This window comes from Leeuwenhoekiella sp. MAR_2009_132 (genome assembly GCF_000687915.1).
GTDB lineage: Bacteria > Bacteroidota > Bacteroidia > Flavobacteriales > Flavobacteriaceae > Leeuwenhoekiella.
In genome coordinates this window covers 1,588,628-1,604,472 of record NZ_JHZY01000004.1, presented here as the reverse complement: position 1 = coordinate 1,604,472, position 15,845 = coordinate 1,588,628, and the positions used below count along the sequence as shown (strand labels likewise).

Sequence of the window (15,845 nt, the reverse complement as noted above, 5' to 3'; positions counted from 1 at the left end):
AAAAGTATTTACAGCGTGCTGCAGCGGGCATTTAAAAAGATAGCCTTAGAATACTTTTGCCAGGCGCGATTCGGGTTGTAATTTTGTAATCTAAAACGCAGTTTATGCTTCAGTTTTTTGCTAAGTACAAAAAGTTTGCCATTGTAATGGTGATCCTTTCCGCAGTAATTCTTTACATATTTTATACCCTTCTTAAACCAGAACCCAGCCTGCCTATTTACCAACCTACGATGGTAGATAATACACTTGTAGACAGCACGGTTCAGTTTGTAAAAAAATACCACAAAATTGCCGACTTTAAACTGGTTAATCAAAACGGAGATACCATTACTCAAAAAGACTATCCCGGGATTTACGTAGCCGATTTTTTCTTTACCACCTGCCAGACGATTTGCCCTATTATGACCGAACATATGGTGCAAATACAGGAAAAGCTTAAAAACAATCCCAAAGTAAAACTACTCTCACACACGGTGATACCTGCAACAGATACCGTAGCTCAATTAAAACGCTATGCTATAGAAAAAGGGGTTAATGATGCACAATGGAATCTCGTTACAGGACCCAAAAAAGAAATTTATGAGCTGGCGCGAAAGAGTTATTTGGCTGTAAAAACTGCGGGAAATGGCGATAAATATGATATGATACATACTGAAAATTTTATGCTCATTGATTCTGAAAAACGAATTAGAGGCTTTTATGACGGTACAGATCCCGAAGCTATTGAGCAATTGCTAGAAGACATTGCTATACTTCAACAAATTGAAAGTCGGGTTTACGACTAAATACCTGCTATTTTAAGCATACTTTATACCTCAAATCTTTTCGAGTCTGTTGCTTTTCCATTACTTTTGCCTTGTTTAAATTCAATCTAAATAAATTTTGATTATTTCATTAGATCTTCTGAAGCGTGGCGAGAAAGCTATAATTAAAGAGTTTACCTTAGATATGGTACCTCTTAAGCTTTTAGAAATGGGCTGCCTGCCCGGTAATGAAGTAGAATTGGTTCAGATTGCACCGTTTAAAGACCCCATGTATCTCAACATCAATGGTAGTCACCTGGCAATACGTAAAGAAACTGCCAGTCATATCCTTGTAGAAAAGCTCTCGCAATGAGTAAACAGTTAAACGTAGCCCTTATAGGAAACCCTAATACCGGTAAGACTTCCGTTTTTAATCAATTAACCGGTCTTAAACAACAGGTAGGAAACTACCCGGGAATTACGGTAGAAAAGAAAGAAGGTATATGCAAACTTCCTCGAGGGGTTAAAGCACATATACTTGATCTTCCTGGTACCTACAGCCTTAATGCCAGCTCTCTTGATGAGAATGTGGTTATAGAATTACTTTTAAATAAAAACGATAAAGATTATCCAGACGTCGCCGTTGTGGTTTCTGATGTAGAAAACCTAAAACGGAATCTGCTGCTGTTTACTCAAATTAAAGATTTAAAAATACCTACGATTCTGGTTATCAATATGGCAGATCGTATGCAGCGTAAAGCCATTACGCTAGATATTGAAAAGCTTGAAGAGCGTCTGCAGACCAAAATTGCACTGGTGAGCTCGCGTAAAAACACCGGCTTTGAGAATCTTAAAGAACTAATTACAAATTATAAAGAACTCTCTGTTGAACCTTGTGTAAATGCTTCGGTAATTGCGCCAGAATACTTTGATCGCTTACGCAAAGCATTTCCGAAACAGGATTTGTACAAATTATGGTTGGTTATTACCCAGGATGTAAATTTTGGTAAACTTGACCGTAATGAAATGCAAAGTATTACCAGTTTTCAAACCGAAAGTAAATCTAATCTTAAACGTTTACAGCAAAAAGAAACTATTGTACGCTACCAGTTTATAAATGGTGTTCTAAAAGAAACACTGAGTATAGATCATCTGGCAGCTAAAGATTTGCGCAGCAGACTAGATCGCGTGCTTACTCATAAATTCTGGGGATACATCATATTTTTTGCGATTTTACTGCTTATTTTTCAGGCGATTTACGACTGGTCTTCCTACCCTATGGACCTTATTGATGAGTCTTTTGCCGCAATGGGAGAATGGGTACGTAATACGATGCCACCGGGTGCGTTTACAAGTCTTATCGCCGAAGGAATCATACCCGGTTTAGGAGGTATTGTAATTTTTATTCCGCAGATTGCCTTTTTATTTCTCTTTATTTCTATACTCGAAGAAAGTGGGTATATGAGTCGTGTGGTCTTTTTGATGGATCGTATTATGCGTCGTTTTGGCCTAAGCGGAAAAAGCGTTGTACCACTGGTTTCGGGTACTGCCTGTGCGATTCCTGCGATTATGGCTACCCGTAATATCGAAAACTGGAAAGAACGCCTTATTACCATTCTCGTCACCCCATTTACAACCTGTAGCGCACGATTGCCGGTATATCTTATCATCATCTCATTAGTTATACCAGACCAACAAGTACTTTACATTTTCAATCTACAGAGTTTAGTACTTATGGGGTTATACCTCATTGGGTTTGGTACCGCAATACTTTCTGCCTGGCTTTTAGATCGAATACTTAAAATTAAAAGCCGTACCTTTTTTGTTATTGAGATGCCTAACTATAAGCTTCCGTTGTTTAAAAACGTTGCTTATAATGTGATCGAAAAGACAAAATCATTTATCGTAGGTGCCGGTAAAATAATTCTTGCAATCTCTATTGTGCTGTGGGTTTTAGCTTCTAATGGTCCCGGAGATGCTTTTAATAATGCCGAAGCAAATGCTGTTGAACGCATGCAAGCCGGAGATTTCCCAGAAAGCGAACTCGATAAACACATCGCTTCAGAAAAACTGGAATACAGCTACATTGGCTATATGGGTAAAGCTATAGAACCTGTTGTGCGTCCTTTAGGTTACGATTGGAAGATAGGCATCGCTATTGTAAGTTCATTTGCAGCCCGTGAAGTATTTGTAGGCACGCTAGCAACCATTTATAGCGTAGGTAGTGACGAAGAAGAAACTATTAAAAACAGAATGGCAGGCGAAGTAAATCCTATTTTAGGTGGCCCGCTGTTTAATCTGGCAAGTGGTGTTTCCCTCCTATTATTTTACGCTTTTGCAATGCAATGTATGAGTACTCTGGCAATTGTTAAACGAGAGACCAATACCTGGAAGTGGCCCATACTACAAGTCGTAATTATGAGTGGTTTTGCCTATGTAGTTGCTTTAATTGCTTATCAAGTATTGATTTAAGTGTTTTTTCGCTTTAGCGAAAGCAAACCATTAAAAACAAAATTATTATGATACAGAATATAATAGTACTTCTTATTTTTTTAGTTGCTGTAGGATATCTTGTAACTAAATATGTTTGGAAACCAGCATTTTTAAGCAGCAAATCGGGTGATAAATCCTGTGGAAGCGATAACTGTGGCTGTCACTAATTCTGCTTCCAAACTACACTAAAAATATAATCTTTTTGGGATATTCTTTCTTCGGAAGTTTTAGGATAAGGATGTACAGAAAGTGCAGCAAGACTTGTACCGGCAGTATCTAGCAAACTAACAAACTCTTCTTTTGCCCCTAAGATCGCTTTGCAGTCTTCCACAAATTTTCCATCTCTATATACTGAATACTCAACACCTACGTTTCCTGCCCAAACACAGATTACGTCACTAGGACATCTGGAATCTACAACTTTAGTAACTTTGATTGCCACATCCCCAAAAGAAGTAAGTTTACCAAAGGGTACTAGTACCACAAATTGAGGTTCAGGAACCTGCTTTTTAGCACTTATTGAATCATTAGATATAACAATTGTTTGCGCTGTAGATACCACACTAAACAAACTGAATAATATAAGTGCTAGCTTTTTCATAATACAATTGTGAGTTATTTAATAAAGACTCAAATAAAAGCTGTACCGTTGCAATTATCCTAGCCCTACATCAAGTGTCATCATTAGAATAAATCCTCCTATAAAGCCTAGTGTGGCAATATCTGTATTACTCCCTTGTTGCGATTCGGGAACTACTTCTTCTACTACCACAAAAATCATGGCTCCTGCGGCAAAAGCTAAAGCATACGGTAAAATAGGTTTAAAAGTCATTACCGCATAGGCACCTATTACTGCTGCAATAGGCTCAACGATCGCAGAAAGCTGACCGTAGTGAAAACTCTTCCATCTACTGAAACCTTGTTTGCGTAAGGGTACGGCAACTGCAAAACCTTCCGGGAAATTTTGCAAACCTATACCTATGGCAAGCGCCACGGCACCCCCTATGGTTGCGCCATCAAAACCGGCCGCAACACCACCAAACAACACCCCTACCGCAAGACCTTCGGGGATGTTGTGAAGCGTTATCGCCAGCGTTAACAATACCGATTTATGCCAGGGACTGCGAATACCTTCTTTATCTTCCTCTTTAAAGTTTACGTGTAAATGTGGCAATACTTTGTCTAAACCAAACAAAAATGCAGCACCCAGAGCAAATCCCACTGCTGCGGGTATCACTTTTATAAAACCTTCCCCGGGGCTCATTTCGATTCCCGGTGCCAGTAAACTCCAGAAACTAGCGGCAACCATGACGCCTCCTGCAAATCCTAACATTGCATCAAAAACCTTACGATTCATCCCTTTAAAAAAGAAAACCAGAGAGGCGCCTAAAGCGGTCACACCCCACGTAAAAAGTGTCGCTAAAAAAGCACCCATAACCGGGTCTAAGGTTTCAAAATAATCTATTATTTCATTCATTTTACAGTAGAATTAAAATCTAAAACTTACTTTTTAATACTTTTAAATACGCACATAAATATGTTCTGTGGCGATTTGTGATAAGGACAATTCACGCTCCTCTATACGCACCCGCATACTTTTATCAAACTCCTGAATATTTAAAATTTCTAAAACGCTCCCTAACCGTATATTTTGCTGATCGAGAAACTGCAAAAAAGACGACGAGGTGTCATTAACCCCAATACAGGTTCCCACATCTCCGGGAACTAATTGAGAAACACGCTTCTTTTCCATTTTTATGATATTTCCATCTGCATCAGGAATGGGATCTCCATGCGGATCGTGCTTGGGAAACCCCAAAAAACGATCTAGTTCTCGTATCAACTTTTCAGATTTTATGTGTTCAAGCTGCTCTGCCACGTCATGAATCTCATCCCAACTAAAATCTAATTTCTGTACTAAAAAAGTTTCCCAGAGGCGGTGTTTCCGAACCACACGCAAGGCGATTTCTTCTCCTTTTTTATTTAAAAGCACTCCTTGATACGGCTGATAATTCACTAAATCCTTATCATTTAGTTTTTTAATCATTTCTGTAGTCGATGCCGGTTTTGTCTCTAAATACTGAGATAAAACCGTCGTACTCACACCCTTAGGACTATCTTTTTGCAAGGCGTAAATCGATTTTAAATAATTTTCTTCAGAAAAAGTCATACTTATATTTAATTATACCACAATAATACGTCAAAATATTCAAATATATTTTTTAGGTTTACCTAAACTTTATTTTTGACAATACATAAACAACTATGAGGTATTTGATTAGGATTCTATTTTTAAGCATTTACTGCGTGACTTTTGCACAAGAAACCATCACAATACACGGCAACATCTCGCATAATAACACAAAACTACCCTTTGCGACGATTCTGGTTAGTGATACAACAATCGGAGTTGCTGCAGATGAAAACGGGTTTTTTCAACTTGATGTTCCTGATAAATACATCACATTAGTGATTCAAGCAGTAGGTATTAAAACTTTAAAAAAAACAATTAATCCCGCAGAGTTTGTTGAAAAGCCACTTAATATCAACCTTACTGAAGATTTACTGAGTTTAGAAGAGGTGGTGGTTAGCGCTACGCGGAATAGAATAAGCAAGAAAAAAGCGGCAGTAATTGTAAATGTCTTAAGTCCGAAACTGTTTAAAGCAACACAATCTATTTCGCTTGCAGACGGTTTAAATTATCAACCGGGCGTTCGGGTAGAAACCAATTGTCAAAATTGCGGATTTACGCAGGTGCGCCTTAATGGTTTGGGTGGTCAATACACACAGGTTTTATTGAATAGTCGCCCAGTTTTTAGCGCACTTAATGGCGTGTATGGTCTTGAACAAATTCCGGTTAGTATCATCGACCGTGTAGAAGTGGTACGTAGTGGTGGCTCTGCACTTTTTGGGTCTAGCGCAATCGCCGGAACGATAAATATTATTACTAAAGAACCCATTAACAACAGCTGGGAAGTAAACAGCAGTCTTGGTTTAATAAATGGTGAAACTCCAGACCGTAACCTCAATATAAATTCATCAATTGTAAGCGAAGATTTGACCGCCGGAATTACACTTTACGGAATGTATCGCAATCGTGATGCATTTGATGCTAATGATGACGATTTTAGTGAAATAACGAAACTCACTAATAATTCATTTGGAATGAAAACATTTTATCGTCCTAACGATAATAGTAAGCTGGGCTTAGATTTTACAGCGATTAAAGAATACAGGCGTGGTGGAGATCGGCTTGATTTGGCACCACAATTTACAGATATCACTGAAGAGCTAGACCACAATACGATTTTTGCGGGTGTAGATTATGAGTTGTTTAATGACTCTCGCACCAATAATCTTACGGCTTACGCTTCGATACAACACACCAATCGGGACAGTTATTACGGCGGATTAGGCGGCGGCCGAACGCGAGTAGATTCTACTGCTGCAAACAATTCTTTCGGAAAAACTACAGATATTGCTTTTGTGGCTGGCACTAAATTCACACATACATTTAAGAATAATGATGTGCTCACCTCAGGCTTAGAGTATCAACTTAACGATACCGAGGATGCTATTTTAGGTTATAATCGTGTAGTTGATCAAGAAGTGAATAGCTTAGGTTTTTACAGTCAGTATGAGTGGAAACCTACAGAGCGTTTTACCACATTAATAGGCGCGCGGCTAGACCACATTACTATTGATGGGTTTTATCAAATTCAAAATGTTTCCCGCACCTCAACAGTTTCTCAAGCAGTTTTCAGTCCGCGATTAACCTTGCTTTACAACTTTACAGATGACCTTCAGTTTAGAGGAGGTTACGCACGCGGCTTTCGAGCTCCGCAAGCTTTTAATGAAGATCTGCACATCAGTTCGGTAGGTGGTGAGCAACGCTTCGTAATTTTATCAAACGATCTGGAAAGCGAATTCTCAAATGCTTATACAGCATCTTTAAATTTCACAAAAGAGTTCAATAAAGTACAAACCAGTTTGCTGGTAGAAGGCTTTTACACCACACTAGAAAACCCATTTACTCTGGTGAGCACGGGTGCTTCATTACCCAATGGTTCTATTCTTGAAGAATCTCGTAACGGTAACGGCGCCTACGTAGCAGGTACTAATATTGAATTTAATGTATCTCCAAACAAGGCTTTGTTGTTTCAGGCAGGAATTACCTACCAACAATCTATTTACAACGAAAACCAAATTCTCTTTGAAGCCGATGGAAGCAACCCCAATGAGTCTGATGTTTTGACAGATCAATTTGTACGATCGCCTAATGTATATGGCTTTTTTAATACCAACTGGACGGTAAATGAAGCCTTAAAGGTTGACTTTACCGGAAGTTATACCGGCACTATGATTGCCCCTCACGTGATTACCGAAAGTGGCTTTATAAAACTGGAAGACACCCCATCTTTTATGGATGTTACATCCAAAATTACCTATCATTTTGACCTGACAGAACACCTGCATATAGAATTAAGTGGTGGGGTTCAAAATGTGTTTAACAGCTATCAAAACGACTTTGACCAAGGCGCGCTTAGAGACTCAAATTATATTTATGGTCCTAATAGACCGCGCACTGTTTTCTTCGGAATACGTTTTGGCGACTTCTAATTGCGGGCCACACGGGCAAAATAGATTGTTATGAAAAGATTTATTCTTCTTCTTATTGTATGCTGCGGAAGCCTTGCCGCTCAGGATCGGGCGCAAATCAATTGGATTAGCTGGGAACAACTAGAAGATTCTTTAGTTGAAAAACCCAAAAAAACATTCATCTTCTTTCACGCCGACTGGTGTGCATATTGTAAAAAAATAGACCGTGTTGTATTTACTAAGCCTGAAGTGATCAAAAAAATAAATAAAGAATTTTATGCCCTACGCATGAATGTAGAAACCACAGACACCATACATTTTGATGGTCAAATCTTTACAAACAAACAACATCTCACTAAACGAAATGGTGTTCACGAGCTCCCACTCCTACAAGCTACGCGACCTAATAAACCCTTCTCATTACCGGTAACCTTGATTTTTAATAAAGACTTCACCGTAGAAAAACGCATTTTTGAATATTATACCTCAGGTTTATTGCTTGGTTTTTTAGACGACTAAGCTTAAAATCATTTTGTGCGATAGCTCAATAAGTTCTAGCTTTAAACCGCTATGCAAAAGACTTCTTTACATTTTGATTACATCATACTGGGCGCCGGGCTATCTGGATTGATGGTTGCAAAATCATTAGTTAGTGATCCTTACTTTTCAGATAAAAGCATCCTTCTTATTGATAAATCTGAAAAAAATAAGAATGACCGTACCTGGTGTTTTTGGAGTGAAAATTCACATAACTGGGATGCGGTAATTTCTAAAAAATGGAATAAAATACGGTTTAAAGGCAGTGCATTTGATGCTGAAATTCCGCTGAAAGAATACAGTTATAATAAGATTGAAGGCATCGATTTTTACAATTCGGTTTTTGAAATCCTTCGGGCTTCCAAACAAATAACTTTTAAAACTGAAAATTTTCAAGACTTAACCGAAACAAAACAAGGTGTTGAGGTCACTACAGATCAAAATACCTATACGGCTTCTAAAGCGTTTAGCAGTATTCTTCCGCCAGAACGGCTAAAAAATCAAACTGCATTTCCAGTTTTACAACAGCATTTTATAGGCTGGGAAGTAAAAACTCAGGAATCTGTTTTTGATCCTGAAGTTGCCACTTTTATGGATTTTTCTATCAAGCAAAATGGCAATACGCGTTTTATGTATGTGTTGCCTACGGCGAAAAATCAAGCCCTTGTAGAGTACACCCTTTTTTCTGAACATCTTCTGCCCAAAGCAGAATATGAAGCGGCAATAGAAGATTATATGGAAGGTCTGGGCGCGTCACAATATGAAGTCACAGCCGTAGAACAAGGCAGCATCCCGATGACGGCCTATCCGTTTGAACAACACAATACGAAAAGCCTAATGCATATAGGCACAGCAGGCGGTTGGACGCGTGGTAGCACCGGTTATACCTTTAGCTATACCGTGAAAAGAACAGCTGAATTGATTCGCTTTTTAAAGCAAGAAAGTGACTTTAGAAAGCTTTCGCTAAACGATAGATACCGCTGGTATGACAAGCTATTTCTAGATGTTTTGTACCGCAATAATGATCAGGGAGCGGCTCTTTTTACACAGATGTTTAAAAAGAATGAGATTGCTAAAATATTTAGATTTCTGGACGGCACCAGCACCGTAAAAGAAGACTTACAAATCATCTGGAGTCTGCCTAAAAAAGAATTTATAAAGTCTTTTTTTGGGTTGAAATAAAAATACCGGAAGGGTTAAAATCTAGTTTTGCTCGAGTAAAGCTGCCGGAACTAATTTTTCTAACATCCCATTTTGGCGGTTTTCGAGAACGATAAATTTCCAATCTGTGGTGCCATTATTTGAGATTGCGATAACCTCTTTTTCTGCGTGTATGGTATAACTATCTGTAGAGTCTTTATACTTCACATTATCTTTACCAAATGATTGTGCAAATGCAGCTTGTGTAAGCCCCGTACGCATAGCTTTTTGTTCTTCGGTCTCGTTTTCTTCACCTTTAAGTTGCATATCCATATCATTTGCATAGGTGAGCATTGCATAAAATTTATCTTCTATCTCCTGTGCATCCTCAACACGCAACACTTCAGGATTACGAATTTTAAAAGACATTTGCGGGTTATTAAACGTCTGCTCCATAATGCTCACGAGTTGCGCTCTAGGGATAATATCGAAGAATTCGGGCAACATATAATCCATCGCTTTCTCAAAGTCTGAGTTTACAATCGCATCCAGATATTCTGAAAAAGTACTTTTTATAGTGCTTTTATAGTTCTGTGCGTGTATCGTGAAGCTTGCAAAAAGGAAGCAGGCAATCAATAAAAAGTGTTTCATTTAAATGGTTCTAAAAGTTTTAAAAACTGAAAAATACAGTTTAAAACAAATAAACCTCAACAGAAATTAAAATCCGTTGAGGTTTATTTTTCAATTTAAGTATTTTGATACTATTCCTGTATTAACTCAAAAGCACCTTTAGTAAGATATTGCGCATTTTTATCGAGCTGATCTGCATTTAAAATTTCGGTTAATCCATTTGCGGTTTTTCCGGGTTCTACCGCTATCTGGTCAAATAAATATGCGCCATTTTCCTTACTTTTTAATTTAAGTACATAATACGCTTCTCCAAGATTTACAACAGCGGTCTGAGGTAACGCCATTCGCGTGGCTTCTCCGGTTTCAATCTTAGCCTCAACAAACATTCCTACCGCAAATGTTGGGGTGTCGTTCTCGTGCTCCAGATGCCCGTGTACTTTTACCGTACGACCTTGCTCACTAAGCGAATTTCCTATTAGATGTACTTCTCCTTTATACATTGTGTTTGAAGATTCCGGGATTTTAAATTGTATCGCCTGCCCTTTCTGCACGTTAAGCATATCTTTCTCAAATACCGAAAGCTCGAGATGTATGTGGTCTACGTCTATAATTTCCATAATAGGATCTGCGGGAGAAACATAGCTTCCTTTACTCACAAAAGTCTCAGAAATGGTACCGGTTATGGGTGCATAAATACGTGCCAGCGAGGTATAGTTTCCTTGCAAAGCCTGCGCGGTGCTAATGTTGAGCATCTGCAATTTTTTCTGAAGTCCGTTATAGGTTGCCACACTTCTTTTGTATTCACTTTCAGCTTTTAAAAAGTTTTTTTGTGAAGTAATTTTTTCGGCTACTAAAGCTTGTTGCCGCTCATATTCTGACTTTAAATACGCTAATTGCTCTGCCAGTTCCTGAAATTCTTGTTGTAGCGCAACAAACTCGGTATTCTCAAGCGTGATCAACACCTGTCCTTTTTTAACGGCATCACCTATCAACAACGGGTTGTCTTTAATATAGCCTCCCATAAAAGACGTAATTACGGCTCTGTTTTCGGGTGGGACATCAATCATTCCGCTAGCTTCTACCCATTCTGGGAATGTAGCCTCCTTTAACTTATCGAGTTCAAGACCGGCACTACTAAACTGCTTTTGAGTCACCGTAATATCTGCCTTATTTACCCTGGGTTCTTCTTCAGCATTTTTCTCTTTGCTTCCACAGCTTAACACTATAAAAAGCGAGCAAATTTGTGCGTATCGTTTAATTAAATTTTTCATTAGAATTTTTATAAAAGCGCCTTTAAGACGGATTAGTTGATTTATAGAACACTGTAATTGAGCTGAATAACCACCTGATTGTAGTTATTAAGACTCTCCAGATATGCGAGTTTAATATCATACGCCTGTTGCAGGATTTGTATGTATTGAAAAAAGTTTATCTCCCCGTTTTTATAGCTGGTAATCGCTGTTTTTTCAAGTTCGTCTGCCAATGCATTTCCCTCCTGCTCGTAATATGCAAGTGTCTCTGTATATTTAGATAAATGACTTATCAATTCTTCTTGCTTAGCCTGTAACTGAATTTTATAATTAACCGCTTCCTGTTGTGCCGCTTCGGCAGAAATTCTGGCCGTTTTTATTTGGCTTGCCGCTCCTGAGAAAAACAAAGGAATCTTTACGCCAAACTGATACCCGATCAGATTTTTATTTAAACCGTCGTTGGTACCCTGAAAATAGTTTAAAGTTAGATCTGGCAAAAGCTGTTGACTACTGTATTGACGTTGGGCTTCAGCTAAACTAATTTTAGAATCATAGTATGCGTTTGCCGTTCCCATCGTTTCATAATTTATTTTGGGGATCAAACGATCTAAAGGTTTAAATTGAACGTGAAAATTATCTACTTGCATCAAACGATTTAGGTTAATAGCAGCCGCTTTCAGTTCTTCACGCACTTGTTTGAGCTGCGTTTCGATCTCTTTTTGTTTGGCTTGCGCCGAAATTTTCTCGAGATAATTGCTTTCGCCCAACTCAAACCGGCGTTTTGCCGCATAGGCAAAATTCTGATAGATGCTGTCCAGATTCTCATACAACCGAAATTTTTCATTTACATACTGCAGGTTGTAATACGAACTTGCAAGGCTGCGCTCTAACTCTATTTTAGTAAGTTCGGCGCGAGTCGCGACCAGATTATAATTGGCCTTATTCACCTTAGCTTGCGCAAAATACACCGTAGGAAACAAAAAAGTCTGACTCACCCCAAAAACATCTATAGGCCGGTTGTTTGACGCAAGGTTGTTTTCATCAAAATGATAATACACTTCAGTTTTATCAAATGTAAATGCATTTCCTATAGCTGCAGTTGCTTCTTCACTGCGCAAACCGGCAGCTTTTATACCCGCATTGTTTTTAAATGCGAGATCGCGTACCTGCTCAAAACTGTTTATTTCCTGAGCCTGTGCAAAACCTCCCATCAAAATCAAAATCAGGAGTATTGAAATTCCTTTGTTTTTAAATTTCATTCCGCCTTCATTTTTTAAATCGTTATCAAACCAGGAAACCAGAACCGGTAATACCACCAGTGTTAATAATGTTGCTGAAATAAGGCCTCCTATAACCACTGTTGCTAGTGGGCGTTGTACCTCTGCCCCGGCATTTGTAGATACCGCCATAGGTAAAAAACCCAGTGCAGCTGCAGTTGCCGTAAGCAATACCGCTCTCAAACGATCTGTCGCACCTTTAGTAATAAGCTCCCGCATATCTGTGATTCCCTGGTTTTTAAGTTCTTTAAAATGCTCGAGCATTACAATACCATTAAGTACAGCAATGCCAAACAGCGCAATAAACCCAACACCTGCCGAAATACTAAAAGGCATACCGCGCAGCCATAATAAAACGATACCACCCACTGCCGAAAGTGGGATTGCTGTAAAAATCAGCAAGGCTTCTTTAACTGAATTAAAAGCGAAATACAACATTATAAAAATGAGCAGCAACGCCACAGGAACCGCTATTTGCAAACGGGAGGTAGCACTTTGTAGATTTTCAAACTGGCCCCCATAATCTATAGAATAGCCGGTAGGTAGTTTTATATTTTGAGTTACAAGCGCCTGAATCTCATCAACCACAGATTGTAGATCGCGGTTACGCACATTTACACCTACAACAATGCGACGTTTAGTCTCATCACGTGAGATTTTCGCGGCACCTTTTGTATAACTTATTTCGGCGAGTTCGCTAAGTCTCACTTTTGCCCCTAGCGGTGTATCCACATATAAATTCTGAAGGTTATCAATATCTTTACGCTGGTTTTGTTCCAGTCGTACGACCAGATCAAATCGTTTTTCCCCTTCAAAAATATTCCCAACGGTTTGTCCCGAAAATCCCATTTTCACTACGTCATTAAGGTCTGAAATATTGAGACCGTAGCGGGCTATTTTTGCCCGGTTATACTTTACGCTCATTTGGGGTAAACCGGTAACTTTCTCTACCGAAATGTCTGCGGCACCTTCTACATCCTGAATTAAATCCCGAATTTCATTACCTTTTTTATTGAGAATATCAAGATCTTCACCAAAGATTTTAATAGCGATATCTGCCCGCACGCCGGTAATCAACTCATTAAAACGCATCTCGATAGGCTGTGTAAATTCAATTTCCATTCCGGGAATAACACTTAACGCCTCTTTAAAGCGGTCTGCCAGCTCATCTTTAGTTTCTGCAGAAACCCAGTCTCCTTTTGGTTTGAGCGTTACAATCACATCGCTTTCCTCCATAGACATAGGGTCTGTAGGTACTTCGGCCGCGCCTATGCGACTCACCACCTGTTTAACTTCAGGAAAACTATCAAGGAGTATTTGTTCAATCTGCGTGGTACGCGCTATTGCTCCACTAAGCGAAGTTCCTGTTTTGAGCACTGGCTGAATTACAAAATCTCCCTCGTCTAATTGCGGAACAAACTCCCCGCCCATTGTGGTAAATAAATATACCGATGCTGCAAGCAAGCCTACTGAAAGCCCTACAACCAGTTTTCGGGAATCTAATGCCCAGTGAATAACGCGCTCGTACTTCTGCTTTAAAAAATTAACCAATCGTACCGAAATGTTTCGGTCTGAAGGGGCTTCCGCCTTTAAAAATAATGAGGCTGCTACAGGCACATAAGTAAAACATAACAGCATTGCTCCAACGACTGCAAAGCTAAAAACCAGTGCCATAGGCTTAAACATCTTGCCTTCTACACCACTTAAGGAAAGTATGGGGATAAAAACGATTAAAATAATCAATTGACCAAATACCGCCGAATTCATCATCGTTGACGCCGCGTCTGTTGTAATCTCATCTTTAAGTTGGCGGGTTTCCGTAGTGGTAAGTTCTCTTATCGTGTTTTGTTTTTGTGCCATTTTATAAGCCACAAACTCTACAATAATTACTGCGCCGTCTATAATAATTCCAAAATCTATCGCCCCAAGACTCAGTAAATTTGCATCAACATCAAAAATATTCATAAGTGATATGGCAAACAATAAACAAAGCGGTATTACCGAAGCGACAACCAGACCACTACGCCAGTTCCCTAAAAGCAGAACGACAACAAAAATCACGATGAGAAAACCAAGAACCAGATTTTCACCAATAGTAAATGTGGTTTTTGCAATAAGTTCGCTTCGGTCTAAAAAGGCATTGATGTAAACCCCTTCGGGTAAAGAGCCGCTTATCTCTTCAACCCGATCTTTAACCGCCTGAATCACCTGATTTGAGTTGGCGTCTTTAAGCATCATTACCTGCCCCAGTACTTTCTCGCCTTCACCATTACCAGTTATTGCGCCAAAGCGTGTTGCATAACCAAAACCTACCGTTGCTACATCTTTAACATAAACAGGTATACCATTTTGGTTAGCAACCACCATATTCTCAATATCTTCAAGAGAACTTGCAAGTCCTTCGCCACGTATAAAATACGATTGATTAGCTTTCTCGATATATCCACCCCCGGCGATACTGTTATTTTTTTCTAAAGCAGTAAAAACCTCAGCTGCAGAAATATGCATTGCATTTAATTTCTGAGTGTTTATAGCAACCTCGTACTGTTTTAAGTAACCACCCCATGAATTGATTTCTACTACCCCGGGAATACCAGAAAGCTGGCGTTTAACAACCCAGTCTTGTATAGTGCGTAGTTCTGTAGCGGTGTACTTGTTTTCATAACCGGGTTTAACATCTAGAATATACTGGTAAATTTCTCCCAGACCCGTGGTAATGGGTCCCATTTGCGGAGTTCCAAAACTAGCCGGAATTTGTTCTGAAGCAGATTTAATTTTTTCGGCGAGCAGTTGTCTGGGTAAGTAAGTACCCATTTCATCCTCAAAAACCACGGTTACTACCGAAAGACCAAATTTTGAAACCGAGCGTATTTCTTTTACGCCGGGTAAATTTGCCATTTGTAATTCTACAGGATAGGTAATGAATTGCTCCATATCTACCGTAGAAAGATTTTGTGATGTGGTGATTACCTGTACCTGATTGTTAGTAACATCAGGAACGGCACCTACAGAAAGTTGGGTTAGCGAATACAGCCCAAAAGCCACAATCGCGGTGGTAAACAACAGGATAATTAATTTATTCCTGATGCTAAAAGTTATAATTGCATTAAGCATAGCATTAAAATAAAAACGTTAAAACATACTATTCTTAAACCGGTAGGGATAAGATTAAAAAA

The 15,845-nt window shown here is 39.0% G+C and carries 13 protein-coding genes; 7 read left to right on the top strand and 6 right to left on the bottom strand.

Translation table 11 applies throughout. The annotated features are described in order from the left end of the window. Positions 1-104: 104 nt before the first annotated feature. The 4 genes from P164_RS15410 (at position 105) to P164_RS15395 (ending at position 3,403) form a co-directional block, all read left to right on the top strand. Positions 105-785: an SCO family protein gene (locus P164_RS15410; RefSeq protein WP_028377227.1), complete on the top strand. Its 681-nt coding sequence runs from the start codon at positions 105-107 to the stop codon at positions 783-785. A gap of 163 nt (positions 786-948) precedes the next feature. After that, positions 949-1,116 carry a ferrous iron transport protein A gene (locus tag P164_RS15405; RefSeq protein ID WP_410503393.1) on the top strand — a complete coding sequence of 56 codons (168 nt, stop codon included), beginning with the start codon at positions 949-951 and terminating at the stop codon, positions 1,114-1,116. Continuing rightward, the gene (gene feoB / locus P164_RS15400) at positions 1,113-3,215 is read left to right on the top strand and encodes a ferrous iron transport protein B (protein WP_028377225.1); all 2,103 of its coding nucleotides are present in this window, start codon (positions 1,113-1,115) and stop codon (positions 3,213-3,215) included. Before P164_RS15405 ends, feoB begins: the two co-directional genes overlap by 4 nt. A gap of 47 nt (positions 3,216-3,262) precedes the next feature. After that, on the top strand, positions 3,263-3,403 hold the full coding sequence (locus P164_RS15395) for a FeoB-associated Cys-rich membrane protein (RefSeq protein ID WP_316930214.1): 141 nt from the start codon (positions 3,263-3,265) through the stop codon (positions 3,401-3,403). On the opposite strand, the gene P164_RS15390 is transcribed toward P164_RS15395, so the two are convergent. Genes P164_RS15390 through P164_RS15380 form a run of 3 tightly spaced genes read right to left on the bottom strand, consistent with a single transcriptional unit; the run spans position 3,400 to position 5,406 of the window. After that, positions 3,400-3,837: a hypothetical protein gene (locus P164_RS15390; RefSeq protein WP_028377224.1), complete on the bottom strand. Its 438-nt coding sequence runs from the start codon at positions 3,835-3,837 to the stop codon at positions 3,400-3,402. The two genes, P164_RS15395 and P164_RS15390, sit on opposite strands and share 4 nt — an antisense overlap. 54 nt (positions 3,838-3,891) lie before the next feature. Next, complete coding sequence (locus tag P164_RS15385) at positions 3,892-4,713, bottom strand: ZIP family metal transporter (RefSeq protein WP_028377223.1); 822 nt, start codon at positions 4,711-4,713, stop codon at positions 3,892-3,894. A 42-nt stretch (positions 4,714-4,755) separates the two neighbouring features. Then, positions 4,756-5,406: a metal-dependent transcriptional regulator gene (locus tag P164_RS15380; RefSeq protein WP_028377222.1), complete on the bottom strand. Its 651-nt coding sequence runs from the start codon at positions 5,404-5,406 to the stop codon at positions 4,756-4,758. A 137-nt stretch (positions 5,407-5,543) separates the two neighbouring features. On the opposite strand from P164_RS15380, the gene P164_RS15375 reads away from it, so the two are divergent. From P164_RS15375 to P164_RS15365, 3 genes are read left to right on the top strand one after another with little or no spacing between them, the layout of a single operon-like run. Then, positions 5,544-7,856 carry a TonB-dependent receptor gene (locus P164_RS15375; RefSeq protein WP_234405872.1) on the top strand — a complete coding sequence of 771 codons (2,313 nt, stop codon included), beginning with the start codon at positions 5,544-5,546 and terminating at the stop codon, positions 7,854-7,856. Positions 7,857-7,886: 30 nt separating this feature from the next. Further along, a complete protein-coding gene (locus P164_RS15370) occupies positions 7,887-8,354 on the top strand; it encodes a thioredoxin family protein (protein WP_028377220.1) in 468 nt (155 codons plus the stop codon). A 51-nt stretch (positions 8,355-8,405) separates the two neighbouring features. Then, a complete protein-coding gene (locus P164_RS15365; RefSeq protein WP_028377219.1) occupies positions 8,406-9,554 on the top strand; it encodes a lycopene cyclase family protein in 1,149 nt (382 codons plus the stop codon). 21 nt (positions 9,555-9,575) lie between these two features. Here the strand turns inward: P164_RS15365 and P164_RS15360 are convergent, their stop codons facing one another. The 3 genes from P164_RS15360 to P164_RS15350 all read right to left on the bottom strand — a co-directional run bounded on the left by P164_RS15360 (position 9,576) and on the right by P164_RS15350 (position 15,783). After that, on the bottom strand, positions 9,576-10,163 hold the full coding sequence (locus P164_RS15360) for a hypothetical protein (RefSeq protein WP_028377218.1): 588 nt from the start codon (positions 10,161-10,163) through the stop codon (positions 9,576-9,578). Between the two features lie 110 nt (positions 10,164-10,273). Next, on the bottom strand, positions 10,274-11,413 hold the full coding sequence (locus P164_RS15355; RefSeq protein ID WP_028377217.1) for an efflux RND transporter periplasmic adaptor subunit: 1,140 nt from the start codon (positions 11,411-11,413) through the stop codon (positions 10,274-10,276). Between the two features lie 41 nt (positions 11,414-11,454). Beyond that, a complete protein-coding gene (locus P164_RS15350) occupies positions 11,455-15,783 on the bottom strand; it encodes a CusA/CzcA family heavy metal efflux RND transporter (protein WP_028377216.1) in 4,329 nt (1,442 codons plus the stop codon). Positions 15,784-15,845: the final 62 nt, after the last annotated feature.